The 18,794-nt window shown below is 53.3% G+C and carries 19 protein-coding genes; 2 read left to right on the forward strand and 17 right to left on the reverse strand.

The features are described from left to right. From E1757_RS16870 to E1757_RS16885, 4 genes are all read right to left on the reverse strand, one after another. Positions 1-813 (reverse strand): 16S rRNA (uracil(1498)-N(3))-methyltransferase, encoded by an 813-nt coding sequence (locus E1757_RS16870; protein WP_133230150.1) that lies wholly within the window; start codon positions 811-813, stop codon positions 1-3. 120 nt (positions 814-933) lie between these two features. Beyond that, the gene (locus tag E1757_RS16875; protein ID WP_133230151.1) at positions 934-1,617 is read right to left on the reverse strand and encodes a site-2 protease family protein; all 684 of its coding nucleotides are present in this window, start codon (positions 1,615-1,617) and stop codon (positions 934-936) included. A 10-nt stretch (positions 1,618-1,627) separates the two neighbouring features. Continuing rightward, entirely contained in the window at positions 1,628-2,611 is a 984-nt protein-coding gene (gene prmA / locus E1757_RS16880) for a 50S ribosomal protein L11 methyltransferase (RefSeq protein ID WP_133230152.1), read from the reverse strand. A gap of 55 nt (positions 2,612-2,666) precedes the next feature. Next, a complete protein-coding gene (locus E1757_RS16885) occupies positions 2,667-2,849 on the reverse strand; it encodes a hypothetical protein (protein WP_133230153.1) in 183 nt (60 codons plus the stop codon). Between the two features lie 19 nt (positions 2,850-2,868). On the opposite strand from E1757_RS16885, the gene E1757_RS16890 reads away from it, so the two are divergent. Then, positions 2,869-3,252 carry an MmcQ/YjbR family DNA-binding protein gene (locus E1757_RS16890; RefSeq protein ID WP_133230154.1) on the forward strand — a complete coding sequence of 128 codons (384 nt, stop codon included), beginning with the start codon at positions 2,869-2,871 and terminating at the stop codon, positions 3,250-3,252. Between the two features lie 386 nt (positions 3,253-3,638). Here E1757_RS16890 and E1757_RS16895 read toward each other — a convergent pair whose 3' ends face one another. The 13 genes from E1757_RS16895 to gpr form a co-directional block, all read right to left on the reverse strand. Continuing rightward, complete coding sequence (locus E1757_RS16895) at positions 3,639-4,034, reverse strand: hypothetical protein (RefSeq protein ID WP_133230156.1); 396 nt, start codon at positions 4,032-4,034, stop codon at positions 3,639-3,641. 54 nt (positions 4,035-4,088) lie between these two features. Beyond that, on the reverse strand, positions 4,089-4,250 hold the full coding sequence (locus tag E1757_RS16900) for a YfhD family protein (RefSeq protein WP_246079231.1): 162 nt from the start codon (positions 4,248-4,250) through the stop codon (positions 4,089-4,091). Positions 4,251-4,563: 313 nt separating this feature from the next. After that, positions 4,564-5,688, reverse strand: a complete 1,125-nt coding sequence (gene dnaJ, locus E1757_RS16905) for a molecular chaperone DnaJ (RefSeq protein WP_133230157.1) — start codon at positions 5,686-5,688, stop codon at positions 4,564-4,566. Between the two features lie 152 nt (positions 5,689-5,840). Then, positions 5,841-7,694, reverse strand: coding sequence for a molecular chaperone DnaK (gene dnaK, locus E1757_RS16910; protein ID WP_133230158.1), 1,854 nt, complete (start codon positions 7,692-7,694; stop codon positions 5,841-5,843). Positions 7,695-8,025: 331 nt separating this feature from the next. Continuing rightward, positions 8,026-8,619 carry a nucleotide exchange factor GrpE gene (gene grpE / locus E1757_RS16915; protein ID WP_133230159.1) on the reverse strand — a complete coding sequence of 198 codons (594 nt, stop codon included), beginning with the start codon at positions 8,617-8,619 and terminating at the stop codon, positions 8,026-8,028. Between the two features lie 168 nt (positions 8,620-8,787). Continuing rightward, positions 8,788-10,329, reverse strand: a complete 1,542-nt coding sequence (locus E1757_RS16920; protein ID WP_133230161.1) for a TCP-1/cpn60 chaperonin family protein — start codon at positions 10,327-10,329, stop codon at positions 8,788-8,790. Continuing rightward, positions 10,326-11,351: a heat-inducible transcriptional repressor HrcA gene (gene hrcA / locus E1757_RS16925; RefSeq protein WP_133230163.1), complete on the reverse strand. Its 1,026-nt coding sequence runs from the start codon at positions 11,349-11,351 to the stop codon at positions 10,326-10,328. The genes E1757_RS16920 and hrcA overlap by 4 nt, the downstream gene beginning before the upstream one ends. Positions 11,352-11,470: 119 nt before the next feature. After that, on the reverse strand, positions 11,471-11,941 hold the full coding sequence (locus E1757_RS16930; protein ID WP_133230165.1) for an N-acetyltransferase: 471 nt from the start codon (positions 11,939-11,941) through the stop codon (positions 11,471-11,473). Between the two features lie 80 nt (positions 11,942-12,021). Continuing rightward, positions 12,022-13,185: a radical SAM family heme chaperone HemW gene (hemW, locus tag E1757_RS16935; protein ID WP_133230167.1), complete on the reverse strand. Its 1,164-nt coding sequence runs from the start codon at positions 13,183-13,185 to the stop codon at positions 12,022-12,024. A gap of 121 nt (positions 13,186-13,306) precedes the next feature. Then, positions 13,307-15,118 carry a translation elongation factor 4 gene (gene lepA / locus E1757_RS16940; RefSeq protein WP_133230169.1) on the reverse strand — a complete coding sequence of 604 codons (1,812 nt, stop codon included), beginning with the start codon at positions 15,116-15,118 and terminating at the stop codon, positions 13,307-13,309. Positions 15,119-15,207: 89 nt separating this feature from the next. Further along, positions 15,208-15,603, reverse strand: a complete 396-nt coding sequence (locus E1757_RS16945; protein WP_133230171.1) for a DUF3679 domain-containing protein — start codon at positions 15,601-15,603, stop codon at positions 15,208-15,210. A 117-nt stretch (positions 15,604-15,720) separates the two neighbouring features. Next, positions 15,721-16,971, reverse strand: coding sequence for a stage II sporulation protein P (gene spoIIP, locus E1757_RS16950; protein ID WP_133230173.1), 1,251 nt, complete (start codon positions 16,969-16,971; stop codon positions 15,721-15,723). 329 nt (positions 16,972-17,300) lie between these two features. Then, on the reverse strand, positions 17,301-18,293 hold the full coding sequence (gene gpr / locus E1757_RS16955) for a GPR endopeptidase (RefSeq protein WP_133230175.1): 993 nt from the start codon (positions 18,291-18,293) through the stop codon (positions 17,301-17,303). Positions 18,294-18,486: 193 nt separating this feature from the next. Between gpr and rpsT the strand changes: the two genes are divergently transcribed. Further along, the gene (gene rpsT, locus E1757_RS16960; RefSeq protein ID WP_133230177.1) at positions 18,487-18,759 is read left to right on the forward strand and encodes a 30S ribosomal protein S20; all 273 of its coding nucleotides are present in this window, start codon (positions 18,487-18,489) and stop codon (positions 18,757-18,759) included. Positions 18,760-18,794 lie beyond the last annotated feature (35 nt).

Below are 18,794 nucleotides of genomic sequence, written 5' to 3' on the forward strand. Positions count from 1 at the left end.
TTATCCTCCCATCTCTCCGGATTCGTACAATATGCAAGTGAGGCCGACCATAGCAGCCGTTTCCGTCCGCAAAATACGTCGTCCCAGGCTGACGGACCGGCAGCCGGCGGCTTCCGCCGCTGCGACCTCCTGCTCGCTGAATCCCCCTTCGGGCCCTACGATCAGCATCAATCGCGGTTGTCGGCCGCCCGACTGAGACCGGTCTGCACCAGCGCCGGAATGTATGGAAGCCGATTCATCCGAAACTACGGATAAAGCGGCTTGTATCTCTTGCTTCAACTGTAACCCGTTTTGCTTTTCATAGCAAATCCATGCCGCATCGGCATCGGCGGCGCATTGCAGCAGCTGCTTCCACGAAAGCGGGGCGTCGACAGCCGGAACCCGGTTGCGGTGCGCTTGCTCCGCGGCTTCCTTGGCGATTTTTTGCCAGCGCTCCACGCGCTTTCCTTCTTTTTTCGCATCCAGCTGAACGACGGTCCGCTCCGAAACAAACGGAATAAAGCGGGCAGCGCCGATTTCCGTCCCCTTCTGGATGACCAGCTCCATCTTATCGCCCTTAGGCAGGCTCTGGGCAATCCATACCTCGACAGCGGGCTCGCGGTCCAACTTGAGCCGCTCCACAATGTCGGCGGTCACCTGATCCTTGCCCGTTTCCGTGATCGTCACGAGCGCTTCACGGCTCACGCCGTCGCTGACGATAACTTGATCCCCGGCCTTCGCCCGCATGACGCGGATTAAATGATGGGCATCGTCGCCTGCAATCGTTACCGTGCTTTCCGCGAATAATTCAGGCGCGATAAAATAACGCTGCATCTCTTAATCTACCTTCTTGTCTGAAATGGAATGAAAAATACCAACCTACATCATACTACGTTTTTGTTGAAAAAGCTATTGTTTACAGCATTCCCCAAGTGCGCTTCCGGCATTAACGCATTACGTCATACCGCCGAAAATAAGCTCCGCCACAGCGTTAAGACCGCCTAAAATCGGCCACTGCAAGGCAATCACGGGGCCAATCGTCACGCTGCGGATCGGCGGGATAAAGAACATGAGCAAAATTGCGTAAAACAGCCATTGCTCGTAGGACTTCAGCTTCATTGCCGCGGAGCGCGGCAGCGCATCCTCCAAAATCCGGTAGCCATCCAACGGCGGGAACGGAATCAGATTCAGGATGAACAGGAAAATATTTTGAATGATCATCAGATTAAAAAACAGCTTGATCGCTTTAACTATGCCTTCGGACATGCCGTCCAGCATATGAAACTTAAGCAGCGTATAAAAAATGAGCAGACTGATAAAAGACAGAACCAGATTGCTCAAAGGTCCGGCAAAGGAGACAATGATTCCCATCAAACGCGGATTTTTGAACCGGGCGCGGTTTACCAGCACCGGCTTCGCCCAGCCGATCCCGATGAGCAGAAAAAAAATCATCCCGAGCCAATCGATATGGACGCGCGGGTTCAGCGTCAGCCGCCCCATCGAACGGGGCGTCGGATCGCCGAACCGGTCGGCAAAATACGCATGCGAAAATTCATGGACGGCGAACGATATGAGCAGCACCACGAATACAAACGGCAGCTGCTCTAACGGAAAGGGCAAGAACGAGCTTAAATCCATTAGCAATCACCTACGGCTTCCGGGCTATAATGACAACCCAATCTTGATCTTCATGGCGTTCGGTTACCTGGAATCCTGCAGCCGCCAACCCCTGCTCCACATCGTCCTGCTTGCTCTTGATGACGCCCGATACGACATAGGTGCCTCCCGGCGCCAGCACATCGTACACATCCTGAACGAACAGCAAAATGATCTCCGCCAAAATGTTGGCGACCACTACCTGCACCGGAATATTCACGCCAAGCGCGGAAGCCGGCTCTCCTGTTTCGGAGGCGTTTTCCCGCAGCACCTGCAGCAGGTCGCTCTGTTTGACCGTGATGCCGTTCTCCAGTCCGTTCAGCCGGCTGTTCTCATTGGCGCTCGAGACGGCTACAGGATCGAGATCCAGCGCCAGCACGTGCCTGGCACCTAATTTGGCCGCCGCGATGGCCAGCACGCCTGAGCCGGTCCCGACGTCGATGACGTCGTCGCCGGGCCGGATCACTTGTTCCAGCGTCCGCAGGCAGAGCGAGGTTGTCGCATGGGTTCCGGTGCCGAACGCCATGCCCGGATCGAGCTCGATGATCAGTTCATCCGGACCGGCCGTGTACTCCTCCCAGGTCGGCTTGATTGTCAGCCGTTCGGAAATGCGAAGCGGCTTGAAGTACTGCTTCCAGGCGTTCGCCCAATCCTCGTCGTCCACGTCCTGCAATTCAAACGACGGATTGCCTGTATCGATGTCGAATTCAGTTAATTGGGCGACCGATCGCTTCAGCTGATCCATTATCGCTTCCATGTCGGACCCATCGGCAAAGTAGCCTTTAATGACTGCCCTGCCCTCCGGTATATCGTTCAAAGGAAGCTCGTACCATTGCCCCAGCGAAGTATCGCGTTCCTTGTTCAATGTGCCGGATTCCTCGATGGACACGCCGCCGGCACCCAGCTCATGTATAAAATTCGAAATCATCTCAATCGCTTCTTCTGTCGTATGTACCGTTACTTCATGCCAACGCATGGTCAAATCCTCCCTAAGCTTTCAGCTCATAAAAATGCACATGATTCCCAGTATACTATACTTGAAGGTGGCGGGCAAAATGCAGCGGGCTGAAGCTCGTCCATGCCTGCTGCGCGGCCAGCAGCCCATCCGCAATGAGCGCACGTCTGGCACGCGTCGTGTAGTTCCGGGAGAAGATCACGGCCGGCAAATATGTTACTATAAGAACAAGCGAGATTATCGATTGATATGAATACAATGAGAGGGGATTATTCCACATGAGCCACATGCAACGGCAGTTACAATCCCAGGCCGGACTGAACATGCTGAAACGCGTCAGACAAATATGCGCGCCGCTGCCTGAGGTCGTCGAAAAAATCGACGGCTTCGGGCATACGACGATGCGTATCGCGGACAAGCCATTCGTATTTATGGGTGAAAAGGACGGCGTCCCGACGATGTCGTTCAAAGCCGATCCGTTTATGCAGGAGCTGCTGCTGCAGCAGGACGATTATTTCAAAACGCCTTACATCGGACATCACGGCTGGGTTTCGGTCGCCTCTGTCGCGAAGATGCAATGGGATGAGGTCGAGCCGTTAATTGCGGAAGCATACCGGCGCGCAGCGCCTAAACGGATACTGAAGCAGTTGGGCGTCCTTTAAGAACAAAGTCCCCCAAAAGTGACGTGAAACTCCGAAGCCAATTCCGATTACTTTTGGGGGAGCCCCCGGTTATCCACAGAAATTTGCTGCGCATAATTTCCTAAACAATCAAAAAACCTGGCCGATGGCCAGGTTTTGTAAATCTATACATACGAGCGCAGGTAGGAAAAAGGCTTTGACAAAAGCCGATTCTTTTGCCAAAGCCCTTGTTGTTCGTTAAAGCTATATAAGATGAACGAATTAATGAATCGAGCCGATCGCTTCTTCAATCTCAAGGTTGGCTTTAATGGCAAGCTCATCCTTCACAGTTCGCATCGTCAATGAAAAAGAGCCTGGCAGCATTCCTCCAGGCTCTCTTATTATGCTTTCTTTCCCGCATATCCCGTTTACACTTTTCCTCCGGCATCCTGAATGACCCGCAGCGCCAGCTCATAGCTTCGTTCGTCTATGACTACTGTCAGCAGCGTATCCCTTCCTTCGATTCCGCCGTAGTTTTCGATCGAGCCGTCAACCGCTCGCGGCGAGCTGAGTCCGCTCGCATCCGGGTCCGCCGCCGCGAGCACTGCCGTATCTTGATCGATGCCTTCCGCTCCAAGCGTTAAAAAGGACAAGCCAGGAAAGCCCCCCGTCAGCGGGTTCATCGATTCGGTGGCGCCGTCTCCCGAAAACTGCCCGATTTTGTCGACAGCCACGTCGACGGCCCTCAGCGCTTTCAGCTTCGGAACGATGCTTTCGGCCTCCGCCGGAGATCGGAAATAAGCAAGTATTCCTTTTTCAGCCATATTCGTTACCTCTCTTTGTTCCGCTGCTTACCGGTTTCCCCATGTTGTGCAGCTTCAGGATTGCTCTTGTCTGGCAGCTGCTTCGTTCGCTCTTGCTACAGCCTCCAGATCATCCTCATCGGCCAATTCAGCGTTAAATTGCACATCCTCGTATTTGCCGTCAGTCTCATCCTGCTGCTCCGCATTGAACTGCTGCCTCATAGAGTTGTCTGTCATGGTCGGATCCCTCACTTTGAATAGAATATAGAATGAACGCTTTATGTATTGTCCGCAGTAAAGCAAATTCTATTCGCCCCGCCGCTGCGCGAACGAGCCGAAAAAACAAAGTCCCCCAAGTGAAGTGAAGCCCTGAAGCGAATTCCTCTAACCCGTGTCCACCGGGTTTCGTCAAGAGTGTAAACAACTCTTGACCTTACTTTTGGGGGAGCCCCCGATTATGCACGGAAATATGCTGCGCATAATTTCCTAATCACAAAAAAACCCGAGGCTGCGCCTCAGGTCCAATAAATCCACATATTTTTATACGAAATCAATCGCCCAAAAACGCTTTTTTCATCCGTTCAAAAATCGTCTGGTTCTGCTCGTGGGTATGCTCGCCGCTTTGACGGGCAAATTCCCGAAGCAGTTCCTTCTGATCCTCATTCATGCTGGTCGGTGTCACGACAACGACTTTGACATGCTGATCGCCCTGTCCGTAGCCGCGCAAGCGCGGAACGCCTTTGCCCTTTAAGCGAAAGTATGTGTCGGTCTGCGTCCCGGCGGGAATTTTCAGCTTCACCTTTTCGGTCAACGTAGGAATCTCAATTTCGTCGCCTAACGCCGCCTGCGCGAACGTGAGCGGAATTTCGCAATAAATGTCGTCACCCTCGCGTTCGAAGAAGTCATGCGACTTGACGCGAATGACCACGTACAAATCACCGGAAGGGCCGCCCTTCGTACCGGATTCCCCTTCGCCGGTAACGCGCAGCTGAGCCCCGTCGTCGACGCCTGCAGGAATGTTCAGATGAATCTTGCGCTGCTTTTTCACTTTGCCCGTTCCATGGCATGTGCCGCATTTGTCCTTGATCGTGACGCCCTGGCCGTTACAAGCCGAGCAGACGCGGCGGTTGACGATTCGGCCGAAAGCCGTATTTTGCACGACCTCCTGCTGCCCGCTGCCGTGACAGACGTTGCAGGTCTCCGGCTTCGTTCCCGGTTTCGCCCCGTTGCCATGGCAGGTATCGCATGTTTCGGTGCGGGGGATCTGGATATCCGCTTCCTTGCCGAAAACGGCCTCCTTGAACTCGATTGTCATCGTATATTGAAGATCGTTGCCCCGCTGCGGCGCATTCGGATTGCGGCGCTGATTGCCGCCGCCGAAAAACATATCGAACAGGTCACCGAAGCCGCCGCCGAAATCCGCTCCGCCGCCGCCGAAGCCGCCCACGCCCTGATTCGGATCGACATGGCCGAACCTGTCGTACTGAGCCTTTTTCTGGTCGTCGCTCAACACATCGTAAGCTTCCTTGGCTTCCTTGAACTTAGTCTCCGCATCGGCGGCTTTGTTTACATCAGGATGGTATTGGCGGGCCATTTGGCGGTAAGCCTTTTTAATATCGTCCTGAGATGCTTCCTTACTTACTCCCAGCACCTCGTAATAATCGCGTTTACTCATGAGTCCACTCCCATTCCAAGGATAAACGGCTGCGCCGTCCTCAATGACGGGCGCGGAAATTCCCGCCGCTTCATTTCCTAATTGACAAAGGGAAAGTCAAAGCCGCAAAACGGGCTTTGACCTTTCATTCCACCTATGCTTATTGACTTTAATCAGTTGTTTTTCTTCTCATCGACAACTTCGAAATCGGCGTCTACGACGTTATCCTTTTTCGGTGCGCCTTCCGCGCCTGTCGAACCTGCCGCGCCCGCTTCGCCGGCCTGGGCTTGTTGAGCCGCCTGCTCATACAGCTTCACGGACAGCTGCTGCACGACTTCGGTCAACGCGTCGGTCGCCGCCTTAATTTCATCCAAATTATCGCCTTCCAGCGCTTTTTTCACTTTTTCCTTCGCTTCGTTCGCCTTGTCGATTTCCCCCTGATCGACTTTGTCGCCAAGATCCTTGATCGTTTTATCTACGGAATAAACGAGTTGATCCGCGTTGTTGCGCACTTCAACCATTTCTTTACGTTTGCGGTCTTCCTCTGCGTTTGCTTCGGCATCCTTCATCATGCGGTCGATTTCTTCATCGGACAAGCCGCTTGAGGAAGTAATCGTAATTTTATGGCTCTTGCCTGTGCCTTTATCAGTAGCGTTAACATTTACGATCCCGTTGGAGTCAATGTCAAACGTAACTTCGATTTGCGGGATACCGCGCGGCGCCGGAGGAATATCGCCCAGCATAAAGCGTCCCAGCGTCTTGTTGTCTGCGGACATCGCGCGCTCACCCTGCAGCACATGGATTTCAACGCTCGGCTGGTTGTCGGCATAAGTCGTGAACACCTGAGATTTAGTTGTCGGAATCGTCGTATTGCGTTCGATCATTTTCGTAAATACGCCGCCCGCCGTTTCGATGCCAAGCGACAATGGCGTTACGTCCAGCAATACAACATCCTTCACGTCGCCGGTCAACACGCCTGCTTGAACAGCGGCGCCCAACGCTACGACCTCATCCGGATTTACGCCTTTATGCGGCTCTTTGCCGATCAGCTTCTTCACTGCTTCCTGTACGGCAGGAATCCGCGTGGAACCGCCGACAAGAACGACTTTATCGATTTGGTTCGGCGATAATCCGGCATCGCTCAACGCTTGACGCGTTGGTCCCATTGTGCGCTCAACGAGAGCGGAAGAAAGCTCTTCAAATTTGGCGCGGGACAGGTTAATTTCCATATGCTGAGGTACGCCGTCAACGACCGTAATAAACGGAAGCGAGATCGTTGTCGTTAAAACGCCGGAAAGCTCTTTTTTCGCTTTTTCCGCAGCATCCTTCAAACGCTGAACCGCCGCTTTGTCCTTGCTCAAATCGATGCCATGCTCTTTTTTGAATTCGGCTACCAAATAATCGATGATGACTTGGTCAAAATCGTCGCCGCCGAGACGGTTGTCTCCGCTGGTCGCTTTTACTTCGAAGATGCCGTCGCCCAGCTCAAGGATCGATACGTCGAATGTACCGCCGCCCAAGTCGTATACGAGAATCGTATGATCGTCGGATTTTTCCATACCATAGGCCAGAGCGGAAGCTGTCGGCTCGTTGACGATCCGCAGCACCTCAAGACCTGCGATTTTACCCGCATCCTTGGTCGCTTGGCGTTGGCTGTCATTGAAGTAGGCAGGAACCGTAATAACGGCCTGCGTTACCGTTGCGCCCAGGTATGCCTCGGCGTCGGCTTTCAGCTTTTGCAGGATCATTGCGGAAATTTCTTGCGGCGTGTATTCCGTGCCTTCAATCGTTTCCTTATGGTTGGTGCCCATGTGCCGTTTGATCGAAATGACGGTGCGGTCAGGGTTGGTGATCGCTTGGCGCTTGGCCGTTTCGCCGACGATGCGCTCGCCGTCTTTTTTAAAACCGACTACGGATGGAGTTGTGCGGTTGCCTTCCGCATTAGGAATAACGACAGCTTCTCCGCCTTCCATTACGGCTACGCAGGAGTTGGTCGTTCCCAAGTCAATACCAATAACTTTACTCATGTCAGGTTATCCTCCTTTAATTAGCGAAAAATAGTCATCATCTATATGGAAGAGCCGAAAAGTTTTCTTATAATATCAGAATGTATAAGTTTTCAGCGGAGCTGAACCATTGTGATATTGCAAGAAAAGCTACATTTTAATCGCGGTCGCTCATCTTGAAAGGCCTCGATAGGGGGTTTCTTATAATGATAGAAAGTATAAGTTTTCAGCGGAGCTGAAGCTTTCTATCATTGCAAGAAAACCTACATTTTAATCGCGGTCGCTCATCTTGAAAGGCCTCGATAGGGGGTTTCTTATAAAGAGTACGAGTCCGTAAAAGCAGAAGCTCCACTTAGGAGCTTACCTTCACCATCGCGGGACGCAATACTTTATCTTTCAGCATATAGCCCTTCTGTACTTCCTCGACGACGATACCCTCATCATATTCATCCGACTCTACCTGCATAATCGCTTGGTGGAATTCGGGGTTGAACGGCTGCCCCACCGTTTCCATAGATTGCAATCCTTCATTGCCCAGCACCTGGCTCAGCTGCCGGAAAATCATGTCGACGCCTTTCAGCAAAGCATCGGTATCGCTGACCTCTTTGCCGGCATTCAATGCGCGCTCAAAGTTATCCACCACCGGCAAAAGCTGCTCGATCAGCTTCAACGAAGCGTATTTCGCAAATTCTTCTTTTTCCTGGCGCGTTCTTCTTCTAAAGTTGTCAAAATCCGCCTGGGTGCGCAAAAAACGCTGATAGTTATCATCGGCTTCCTTGCGGAGCTGCTCGATTTCAGGCGCCTCGACAGAGCCTTGCTCTTGAGCGGCCTCCTCGGCTTCCGACGTCAAATTCTCCTCGCCCGCCTCGCTGCCGGCATATGTAGCTTCGGCCTGCTGCTCAGCTTCTGCGTTTACTTCTGTCTGATTTTTTTGTTCAGCACTCAATTTGTGTCACCTCCTTGATCCGAATCCGCTGTTCTCTCTATACTCCATATTTTAACCAGCCTGCGGGAGATGTAAGCATCTCGCTTTTTCGGCTTCCAGGGATAGTACAACTTCCCATGGGCCCAATCGTGGCCGGGGATTCCATACATAACAGCAACAGCTATTCTGCTATTCTTCCGTGCGGGGCTGCTTCATCTTGATGACCGTATGAATCCGCAGCACCGCCGCCGCTACTTCTCCGGCCGCCTGCAGCGCGTGCAGCTTGACCTGAGCGGGATCGATTACGCCGTGCTCGAGCATGTTGACCAGAGCGCCGGTATCGCAATCGATTCCTATCGCATCGGATCCCGAGGCGATTTGCGCCGCCTTCACTTCCTCGACCTTCTCGAGCGGATTGTAGCCGGCGTTGACGACGATCTGCGCAAGCGGCTTGCGCAGCGCCTGGGCGACGGCTGCGACGCCGAAGCCTTCCATCCCCTGGATCGTCTCGCGGTGACGATCCAGATCATAGGCGGCGGCCATCTCGGCCGCGCCGCCGCCGGGCAAGCATCCGCCGCGCAGCGCCGCCTGCACGGCGGATGCCGCGTCCTTGGCGATGCGCAGCCGCTCGCCAACGACCTCGCTCGTGCTGGCGCCTACGACGATCGTCACCTGCGTCCGCCCCTTGCCTTCGGCCATGCGGACGCATTCGAGCCGCTCGTCGTAGGAGACGCGCCCGGCGAAGCCGAGATAGCCTGCCAGCTCCGAGGCAGGCTTGCGCAGCCCGCTGCGGCGGATCGGCCGCGCGCCGGTATATTCGCACACGAGCCGTAGGTCGTGGCGCGGCGCCCGCTGCACAACCATAATGCCATGGTCGGTGCAAAACTGCTCCGCCTCCGGGTTGACCCCGCGATCGGCGATAACCAGTCCGACCTGCAGCTCAACAAGCTTGTTCAGCGACTGGCGGAATTGTTCCTTCAGCTGCATCTGCTTCTGGAAGCCCGCCTCGGTCATCAGCGCTTCCTCATCGATCGTCTCCGGCTCGAACGCATCCTGAAACACAAGCACGGAGGCGGCATCGGGCGGGAAATCAAGCTGCGCGTTGACCGGCTTCTTCTGAATGAGAAGGCCCGGCCACACTTCGCTGACCGCACGGCTGTGCGAGATGACGACATCCGCAAAGCGGAAGCTCTCCTCCTGCAGCTTATGAACGCCAAGCCGCTTCGCTCCTTCGAGAATGAGCTCCGCCAAATCGGCATGCTCCCGTCCGGCAATGTAGCCGATCCGGTACAGCAGCGGGTCCTTGAGCCCATCGATCCGGCGGCTGCGTTTCGCCAGCGACGACAGCGCCTGCGCAACTCCCTCTTGTATGCCCTTCACCACCTTCGCAACCGGAACGCCCCTCGTAACCTGCGCAACGCCTTCCGCGACGATCGCCCCGGCCAAAACCGTGGCCGTGGTCGTGCCGTCGCCTACCTGCTGCTGCTGCGAGCGGGCAACTTGAATGAGCAGCCGGGCGGCAGGATGCGTGACGTCCATTTTCTCCAAAATCGTCACGCCGTCATTCGTAATCACAACCTCGCCATGACCCCCGACAAGCATCGTGTCCAGGCCTTTGGGCCCAAGCGTTCCTTCGACAGCGGAGCAGATCGCGCGAATCGCGCCTGCATTATTCAGAAGCGTTGCGTACGTATCGTCGCCTTCTTGCGAGGCCGGCTTTATCGCATTCATTTATACCATCGCTCCAGCACCAGCGTCATATCCTTCGACAAATGATCCAGCAGTTGAATGACTCTGCCGTAATCCATACGGGTCGGACCCAGGATACCGATCGTTCCGAGATGCTTGCCTTCAAAAGTATACGATGCTGTGATCAGGCTGCAATCGTTTATCGCCTCTACCCGATTTTCGCTGCCGATCCGCACTTGAATGCCCGCAGCCGATCCTGTAAACAGCTTGGCGAGCATCGGCGCCTCGGATAAAAGATCCAAAATGCTTTTAACCTTTTCCATATCCTGAAATTCCGGCTGCGTCAGCATATTCGTCGTACCGCCGAGGATGATTTTCTCCTCTTCGCCTTGATCGATTACGCTGTTCAGCATGGCAAGAATTTCTTCGTACCCGGATACGCAGCTTCGCATTTCCTCGCCGATTTCGGTGTAAAGCTTGGATTTAAACTGCAGCAGCGGCACGTTTTTAAGCCGCGCGTTCAGCAGGTTGACAACCTTCTCGATTTCCGAAATCGGTACGCCTTCGGGAATCGTAACGGTTTTATTCTCCACCTGTCCGGTATTGGTGACGACGATAGCGACCGCCGTCTGTTCGTTCAACGGAACAAGCTGCAAATGGCGAAGCGTCGTACCGAACATTTCCGGTCCCATGACAATCGATGTATAGTTGGTGAGATTCGACAAAATCATCGCAGCCTGGTGGATGACTTTCTCCATCTCTTGCATTTTTTCGGCAAAAAATAATTTAAGCACGTCAATCTCACGCGGATTCAGACCTCCGAAGGTAACGAGGTGATCCACGTAATAACGGTAGCCTTTATGGGATGGGATACGGCCCGCCGAGGTATGAGGCTGCTCCAGGTAGCCCATTTCCTCCAGGTCGGACATTTCGTTGCGGATGGTTGCCGGGCTAAACCCCACGTTGCCGCGCTTCGATATGCTGCGCGATCCTACGGGCTCCGCAGACCGAATGTAATCATCCACGATGGCGCTTAATATATGACGTTGGCGTTCAGTCAACATGGTGCATGCCCCCATTCCCGTTCCGCTTTATTCGAAATCGTTAGCACTCCAATCTAACGAGTGCTAATGCATAATACAAAAATAACAGACCCGAAGGTCTGTGTCAAGTTCAAACAAGCTTAATCCACCCGCTTCAATACGGCTATTTCATCGCAGCAATGCTGCTTTTTGCAATGAACGCAGTCCCGCCACACCTTCTCCGGGAAAATCTCCTTCTCCACGACATTAAAGCCGTTCCGCTCAAAAAAGTTGACGGCATACGTTAAAGCCATTACTTTCGGAATGCCCTGCCGGCGCGCTTCCTCGACCAGAAATTCGACGAGCGCATTGCCGATGCCCTGACCTTTGTGGCCGTGCGTGACGCCGAGCGAGCGAATTTCGACCAGATCTTGACCAAGCCGGGTCAACGAACCGCATCCGACCAGACGGTCTTCTATAACAGCCACAACGAAAGTATCGATTTGCTCGGCCAACGTTTCGCGCGACCTCGGGAGCATAATCCCCTGCTCGGCATAGCCTTGTATAATTTCATACAGCGTCTCGATATCGTGTTCAGTTGCTTTTCTGCATTTAACTGATGTAACTGTCATAGAAAACCCACCATTCCGTGTCGTAGTTCGATTGATATGAATAAATATACAACAAAACGTATAAACAATTCAATATAAAATTATACCGTCTCGGCGCTTAAAAATTCGGCGAACACTTCATTGCCCAGCAGCACTCCGCGCTCCGACAGCCGGTAGCCTTCCAACGTCGGCTCCAGCAGCTTGCGCGCTGTCAGCCTGTCGATTTCGGAACCGAATACCGCTTCAAGCTCCGTCCCGAATTGCCTGTTGAAATCGGCCCGGTTTACCCCGCGCAGCAAACGCAGTCCCACCATCATGAAATCTTCCATCGCCTCTTGCTCGCTGATTTCATGCTGCTCAAGCTGCGGCAGCCCGCTGCGGGTCGCATCGATGTAAGGCTGCACGCCTTTTATATTGACATGCCGTCTGCCATGCATATAACCGTGCGCTCCGGCCCCTATTCCATAGTAGCTCCGGTTCAGCCAATACATGCTGTTATGCCTGCTCTCATAGCCAGGCTTGGCAAAATTGCTGATCTCATACTGCTGGTAGCCCGCTTGCTTTAAGCGCTCCATAATGAGCAGAAACATGTCCAGTTCCTCCTCCTCATCCGGCAGCGGGAGCTGATTTTTATGATAAAGCGTATGAAACAGCGTATTCTCCTCCACCTTCAAGCTGTAGATCGAGTAGTGAGGAAGCCCGAGCTCCAGCGCTTTGTCGAGCGTATCGTGCATGATCGCCACCGTCTGCCGGGGGAGACCGAACATGAGATCGATGGACATATTCGTAAAGCCGACGCTTCGTGCATTGTCAATACTGCGGTATACGTCGTCGGTATTATGGATCCGTCCGATCCCTTCGAGAAGGGCATTGTCAAACGACTGTACGCCGAAGCTGATCCGGTTCACGCCGCCTTCCTTCATCGCCTGCAGCTTTTCTTTATCCGTCGTACCGGGGTTGGCTTCCATCGAAAATTCGAGCTGCGCCGACCGGTCCGGGAAGTAAGCGCGTACCCGCTGCAAGAAGCTGGCCATTTGATCCGGCAGCAGCACCGTCGGCGTCCCGCCGCCCACAAAGATCGTTTCGATTGTCCGCGGCGGCACGAGCCGTACGGTCCGCTCCATTTCCCGCTCCAGCGCGTCCAGGTAATCCATCACCGGCTGTCCCTTCAGTACATAGGAGTTAAAATCGCAGTAATGGCATTTGTTCGTGCAAAACGGAATGTGGATATATACCGCTCCCGGCGTTTCTACTCGTTGAATCATCCTGCCGCCTCCTCTCTTCTATAATTTAAGCTGTTTGCCAAATATAAACTTTGACGCTCCTTTGACGGAAAAACAGGTGCGTCAGCTATGCGCACCTGCTTCTTGCCCGTTTGATGATAAGTTATTCGTCTATTTTCAACACGGCCATGAACGCTTCCTGCGGCACCTCGACGCTGCCGACCTGCTTCATCCGCTTTTTGCCTTCCTTCTGTTTCTCCAACAGCTTCCGTTTCCGTGAAATATCGCCGCCGTAGCATTTGGCCAATACGTTTTTGCGCATCGCCTTGACGGTTTCGCGGGAAATGATTTTTTGCCCGATGGCCGCCTGAATCGGCACCTCGAACATTTGCCGCGGGATCAGATCCTTCAGCTTCTCGCAAATGATCCGTCCGCGGTTGAAGGCGCGGTCGCGGTGTACAATGAAGGACAGCGCGTCGACCTGCTCGCCGTTGAGCAAAATATCCATTTTGACCAGATTCGATTTTCTGTAACCTGACAGCTCGTAATCGAAGGAAGCATAGCCTTTCGTGCTCGACTTTAACTGATCGAAAAAATCGTACACGATTTCGGACAGCGGAATATCGTAAGTTAACGTTACGCGGGTCGTATCCAAGTATTCCATGTTTATAAACTCGCCGCGCTTGCCCTGACACAGCTCCATGATCGCGCCGACATAATCGTTCGGGACGATGACGGCCGCCTTGACGTAAGGCTCCTCGACATATTCGATTTTGCCGACCTCCGGAAACAGCGAAGGGTTCTCGATACTCAGAACTTCGCCGTTCGTCTGCGTAACCTTGAATACTACGCTTGGCGCGGTCGTAATCAAATCGATGTTGAACTCGCGCTCGATCCGTTCCTGAATGACGTCCATATGAAGCAGACCGAGGAAGCCGCAGCGGAAGCCGAACCCGAGCGCCGTCGATGTTTCAGGCTCGAAGCTGAGCGACGCGTCGTTCAGCTGCAGCTTCTCCAACGCCTCGCGCAAATCGTTGTAATCGCTCGTTTCGATCGGATACAGCCCGCAAAATACCATCGGGTTGATTTTACGGTAGCCGGGCAGCGCTTCGGGAGCCGGATTTTTCGCGTCCGTCACCGTATCCCCTACCCGCGTATCGCCGACATTTTTAATTCCTGCCACGATGAAGCCGACATCCCCGATATCCAGCGAGTCGACGATCGACATCCGCGGCTTGAACGCGCCGACCTCGATGACCTCGAACACTTTGTCCGTCGCCATGAATTTGATTTTCGAGCCGTGACGGATCGAGCCGTCAATGACGCGCACATATACGATGACGCCTTTATACGGATCGTAATGGGAATCGAAAATAAGCGCCTTCAGCGGTTTGTCCGGATCGCCGGCAGGCGCCGGAACACGGCTGACGACCTGCTCCAAAATATCTTTAATCCCGATTCCGGCCTTGGCGGAAGCCAACACCGCCTCGCTTGCGTCAAGCCCGATCACATCCTCGATCTCCTGCTTGACCCGATCCGGGTCTGCGCTCGGCAAATCGATTTTATTGATAACCGGCAATATTTCGAGATTGTTGTCCAGCGCCAAATACACGTTTGCCAGCGTCTGCGCCTCGATGCCCTGCGCCGCGTCCACGACAAGCAATGCTCCTTCGCAGGCCGCAAGGCTGCGGGACACCTCGTACGTAAAGTCGACATGCCCCGGCGTGTCGATCAGATTCAAAATATATTCTTCACCGTCGTCCGCGCGGTAGTTGAGCCGGACCGCCTGCAGCTTGATCGTAATGCCGCGCTCCCGTTCGAGATCCATCTGGTCGAGCACCTGCTCCTGCATCTCGCGGGAAGAAAGCGCGCCCGTATATTCCAATATGCGGTCGGCCAGCGTCGATTTTCCGTGGTCGATATGAGCAATAATCGAAAAGTTTCTTATCTTTTTCTGTCTGGCTTGAATATCCATTTGCGCTGACCCTCACTAACCTACAAATTTACAATACCTCTAATTATAACAGTTGTGAGGGAGCGCAGCAATCCGGGTATTTACCTTGTTTAGCCGGTAATCAGATCGAACAGCGAGATGAACAGCTTGATTCCGTGGTAGGCGATAATTTGCAGCAGGTCCCCCGCCTTATTGCCGATGCGGGCAATGCCGGCCGTCTCGGTAACCTCCGCTTTAGGCTCCGTATCTTCCTGTTCCTTTTTCGTTTTCGCCGCCGATCCGTTCGATTTGACGTCATGAGCCTGCGGCTCCCCTACGGCTTTGGCGTCCTGCTTCTTATCCGCCGGCTGCGGCCACATGCGTACCGTCCCCATGGAATCGGGCGCCGCTTTGACGATCGGCCCTTGAATTTGCTCGAGCCCGCGCGTCGCCAGGTCGACTCCGAAAAATATGCAAAACCCCATACCCAACAGGACCAGCAGCAGCCTGATATAAAATTTGCCCATCGTCCCAGCCCCCGCGTCTATTCGTTTGAATTGGGAATAACCGCCCGCTTGAACGGGCGGGAATTTCGCCAAATAAACTGATCTGAATTTGCTCCGCTCGCCATCCGGTACGAACGGTTAATTCGGCTTCTTGCCGTTCGCAGCGTCCGCCGGCGTTGCGTCCACCTTTTGCACGTTCAGTACGACTTCCGAAATCGCTTCTGCCAGCGCATCCACCGTCCGGTAGCATTCCTCCAACGTATTGTCGACGCCGCCCACCTCGATCAGCACGCTGTCCGTCGAAAAATTTTGGTTGTACACGCCGTTGCCTTCGCCTGCCTTGGCAAACGTGCCCTTGGAGATGCCAGGGTATTTGCTTTCAAGCGCATGATGAATGTCCGATGCAAACTTTTCATTGTCTTTCCAGTTCGGATTTTTGCCGCCGATTACAAAATATACTTGTGCATAGCTTTTGCCGTTCAGCTCGGCCGTCGTCTTGCCCCGACGCTGCGAATCCCGGTGAATGTCGAAATAAAACTTCAGGTCGGGATGGGATGCCGTAGCCTCCTGCAATGTTTTGAGCGAATATTTATAGGAAAAGGCGTAATTAAAATTTTTCTCGATCACAGGGTAATTTTTATCGGAATGGACAGCGCCGATCCCTTCTTTTTCCAGCCGCTGCGCAAGTCTTAAACCGACCAGCGTAACGTTTATTTTCGGATCAAACGCTTTGTCCGGGTCCTTCACTCCGCTCAGCTCGGGCAAATACGATTCTTGATTGTGAGATTGATATATAAATGCAACATTGCGGCCTGCCGTTCTTGGCGGCTGTGCCGAAGGAAGGTCAAGGCCATGTACCGCTTCACCCGCTTCCGGAGGCGCTGTCGGATTCGCCGTGATGGAGCCTTCTCCGCCTTCCCCGTTTTTCGGTATAGCATCCCCGTGCGGCAAGTAATCTTCCGGCCCCCCGTCCCCGGTCGCAGTGCTTTTGCGCAGTACGACTGAACGGTCCTGGGCCAGGCCCGGCATTTCTCTCGCAATAAAAGTTTTGGGCTCCTTCCAATTTAAATCGGTCAGCAGCGAAAATAAAAAGCCCGATACATTCGACTGAGAAAACGTATACGGTTGGCCCTTCGCTTGCATGTGAGGCACTTCCATTCCCATCATATCCAGAAAAAACCGGCTCGATACCGATGCGGCCAGCCCTTTCATGGATGAAACGGGCTCCGAATTGTTCGTTTTGGTTTGGACGTAGCCGAGCAGGCCAAGCGCTATAAAAAACAGCAGGCAGCCCGAAACGAGCGCCGTGATGAGCCGGAAATAAAGGCCGAAATCATAGCCAGCTTTCCGGTTTTTGTTTACGTTGATGGTGACCGCTGTCCATTTCATTTGTATTCCTCCTCCAAGTTTTTGCGTCAGCAAAAACTGACTTCGTAAGCGTGGGCTCAAGTTTTTGCGCCAGAAAAAAACTGACTTCGTAAGCGTCTGCAGTTTCAGCTGTGCGAAACTTTCTATGAAGCTCTCTACCGGAATAGTTGTCCAACCTGCCTCTATTATCAAATCTATGAGCGAATGATAGAATATAGAACTTTCAATTCAATGTCGTAGTTCTCACCCTTAAAAAACGAATCCGGTCATACAAAAAGCGATCCATGGGCTGTTCCGCTGCAGCCCTGAATCGCTTTTCTTCTATAGAACTATTCTAATGCAGTATTATTCTAATGCGTATAGGCAGACACATTGTCTGAATTGACCGATTCATGCAGCGCCGCATTCAAGCCGCTGGCGATAATATTCGCCACATCCTCGATAAATTGGTCGATTTCCTTCGGCGTGACCAACAGGTCATGGCCGATCGGACTGAGCACTTCCTTGACAAGCTGCAGCCGTTCCTGCTCTTCCATATTGTCGAGCAGCCCGAGTATTTGAGCCGTATTGTCCGTTTGCTTCTGAAAATGGTTGCGCATCATATCGAATGTGCTGTTAACAATGGTAGACGCATAAACTACGGTCGGAACGCCGATCGCAATTACCGGAACTCCCAGCGAATCCAGCGTCAATCCTTTTCGCTTGTTGCCGATGCCCGATCCGGGATGTATGCCTGTGTCGGCAATCTGGATCGTCGTGTTGACCCGATCGAGCGATCTGGAAGCCAAAGCATCGATAGCGATCACAAGATCCGGCTTCGACTTTTCGACGATACCTTGGACAATTTCGCTCGTCTCGATGCCGGTCGTCCCCAGCACCCCCGGCGCAACGGCGCTCACCGGCCGATAGCCCGGACTAACCTCGCCGGGCATCAGTTCGAAATAGTGGCGGGTTACCATGATATTCTCGACCACAATCGGCCCCAGCGCATCGGGCGTCACATTCCAGTTGCCAAGACCGATCACCAGCACCTTGCCCATCGGGTTAAAGTTCAGCTTGGCCAAAAAAGCTTCAAACTCACGCGCAAACACCGTCGCTACCCGATCCTGCAGCTCGCTGTCCTTATTCCGCAGCTCCGGCACCTCGAATGTGACATAGTGGCCCTGGAGCTTTCCGATCGCGGCGGCACCCTCCTGGGACGTGATATCAATTTTGCTGATCCGGATGCCGTCCAAATTTTCCGATGTCCTATGTACGCCGGGAATCAACTGCCCGGATGAAGAGGCCATCTCGTGAGCCTCCAAGGCAAGATCGGTCCTGACGGAGTATTCGCTCAAATCCATCGTGCCATCTCCTTTCACCTTTAAACATGCCCGATTATTGTGTGATAAAGCGCCAAACGTTATGCAAACTATTGTCACAACCGGATTCGGTACTCTATTGCATTTTGATATGGGTCATGTTAGAATATCTAGAGTTGTCAACAAAAAGAAAAATGGTCGTTTTCATGCAAGTCGTAGTAGGAGGTGAACGTCAATGCCGAACATTAAATCCGCGATTAAAAGAGTAAAAGTAAGCGAGAAGCGCCGTCTTCGCAACGCATCTCAGAAATCCGCTCTCCGCACTGCAGTAAAAAGCTTTGAAACTGCTGCAGCCAGCAGCAATGTGGAAACTGCAAAAGCAGCCTTAATCACTGCCAGCCAAAAGTTGGATAAAGCAGCGACCAAAGGTTTAATCCATAAAAATGCCGCTGCCCGCAAAAAATCCCGTTTAGCGAAAAAGCTGAACCAGGTTTCTGCTCAGGCGTAACGCGGAAAACGACCGGCTCCCTCGAGGAACCGGTC

Origin of the sequence: Paenibacillus piri, from assembly GCF_004354045.1 — a bacterium.
Lineage (GTDB): Bacteria > Bacillota > Bacilli > Paenibacillales > NBRC-103111 > Paenibacillus_S > Paenibacillus_S piri.

Coding starts and splice junctions, on each gene's coding strand:
- E1757_RS16890 (WP_133230154.1), top strand. CDS start 2,869: ATGAGCCACATGCAACGGCAGTTACAATCCCAGGCCGGACTGAACATG.
- hemW (WP_133230167.1), bottom strand. CDS start 13,185: ATGATTCAACGAGTAGAAACGCCGGGAGCGGTATATATCCACATTCCG.
- spoIIP (WP_133230173.1), bottom strand. CDS start 16,971: ATGAAATGGACAGCGGTCACCATCAACGTAAACAAAAACCGGAAAGCT.
- E1757_RS16870 (WP_133230150.1), bottom strand. CDS start 813: ATGCAGCGTTATTTTATCGCGCCTGAATTATTCGCGGAAAGCACGGTA.
- dnaJ (WP_133230157.1), bottom strand. CDS start 5,688: ATGAGTAAACGCGATTATTACGAGGTGCTGGGAGTAAGTAAGGAAGCA.
- E1757_RS16945 (WP_133230171.1), bottom strand. CDS start 15,603: ATGGGCAAATTTTATATCAGGCTGCTGCTGGTCCTGTTGGGTATGGGG.
- E1757_RS16930 (WP_133230165.1), bottom strand. CDS start 11,941: ATGACAGTTACATCAGTTAAATGCAGAAAAGCAACTGAACACGATATC.
- E1757_RS16920 (WP_133230161.1), bottom strand. CDS start 10,329: ATGAATGCGATAAAGCCGGCCTCGCAAGAAGGCGACGATACGTACGCA.
- hrcA (WP_133230163.1), bottom strand. CDS start 11,351: ATGTTGACTGAACGCCAACGTCATATATTAAGCGCCATCGTGGATGAT.
- dnaK (WP_133230158.1), bottom strand. CDS start 7,694: ATGAGTAAAGTTATTGGTATTGACTTGGGAACGACCAACTCCTGCGTA.
- E1757_RS16900 (WP_246079231.1), bottom strand. CDS start 4,250: ATGACAGACAACTCTATGAGGCAGCAGTTCAATGCGGAGCAGCAGGAT.
- E1757_RS16875 (WP_133230151.1), bottom strand. CDS start 1,617: ATGGATTTAAGCTCGTTCTTGCCCTTTCCGTTAGAGCAGCTGCCGTTT.
- lepA (WP_133230169.1), bottom strand. CDS start 15,118: ATGGATATTCAAGCCAGACAGAAAAAGATAAGAAACTTTTCGATTATT.
- gpr (WP_133230175.1), bottom strand. CDS start 18,293: ATGGATTTGAGCGAATACTCCGTCAGGACCGATCTTGCCTTGGAGGCT.
- prmA (WP_133230152.1), bottom strand. CDS start 2,611: ATGCGTTGGCATGAAGTAACGGTACATACGACAGAAGAAGCGATTGAG.
- rpsT (WP_133230177.1), top strand. CDS start 18,487: ATGCCGAACATTAAATCCGCGATTAAAAGAGTAAAAGTAAGCGAGAAG.
- E1757_RS16895 (WP_133230156.1), bottom strand. CDS start 4,034: ATGGCTGAAAAAGGAATACTTGCTTATTTCCGATCTCCGGCGGAGGCC.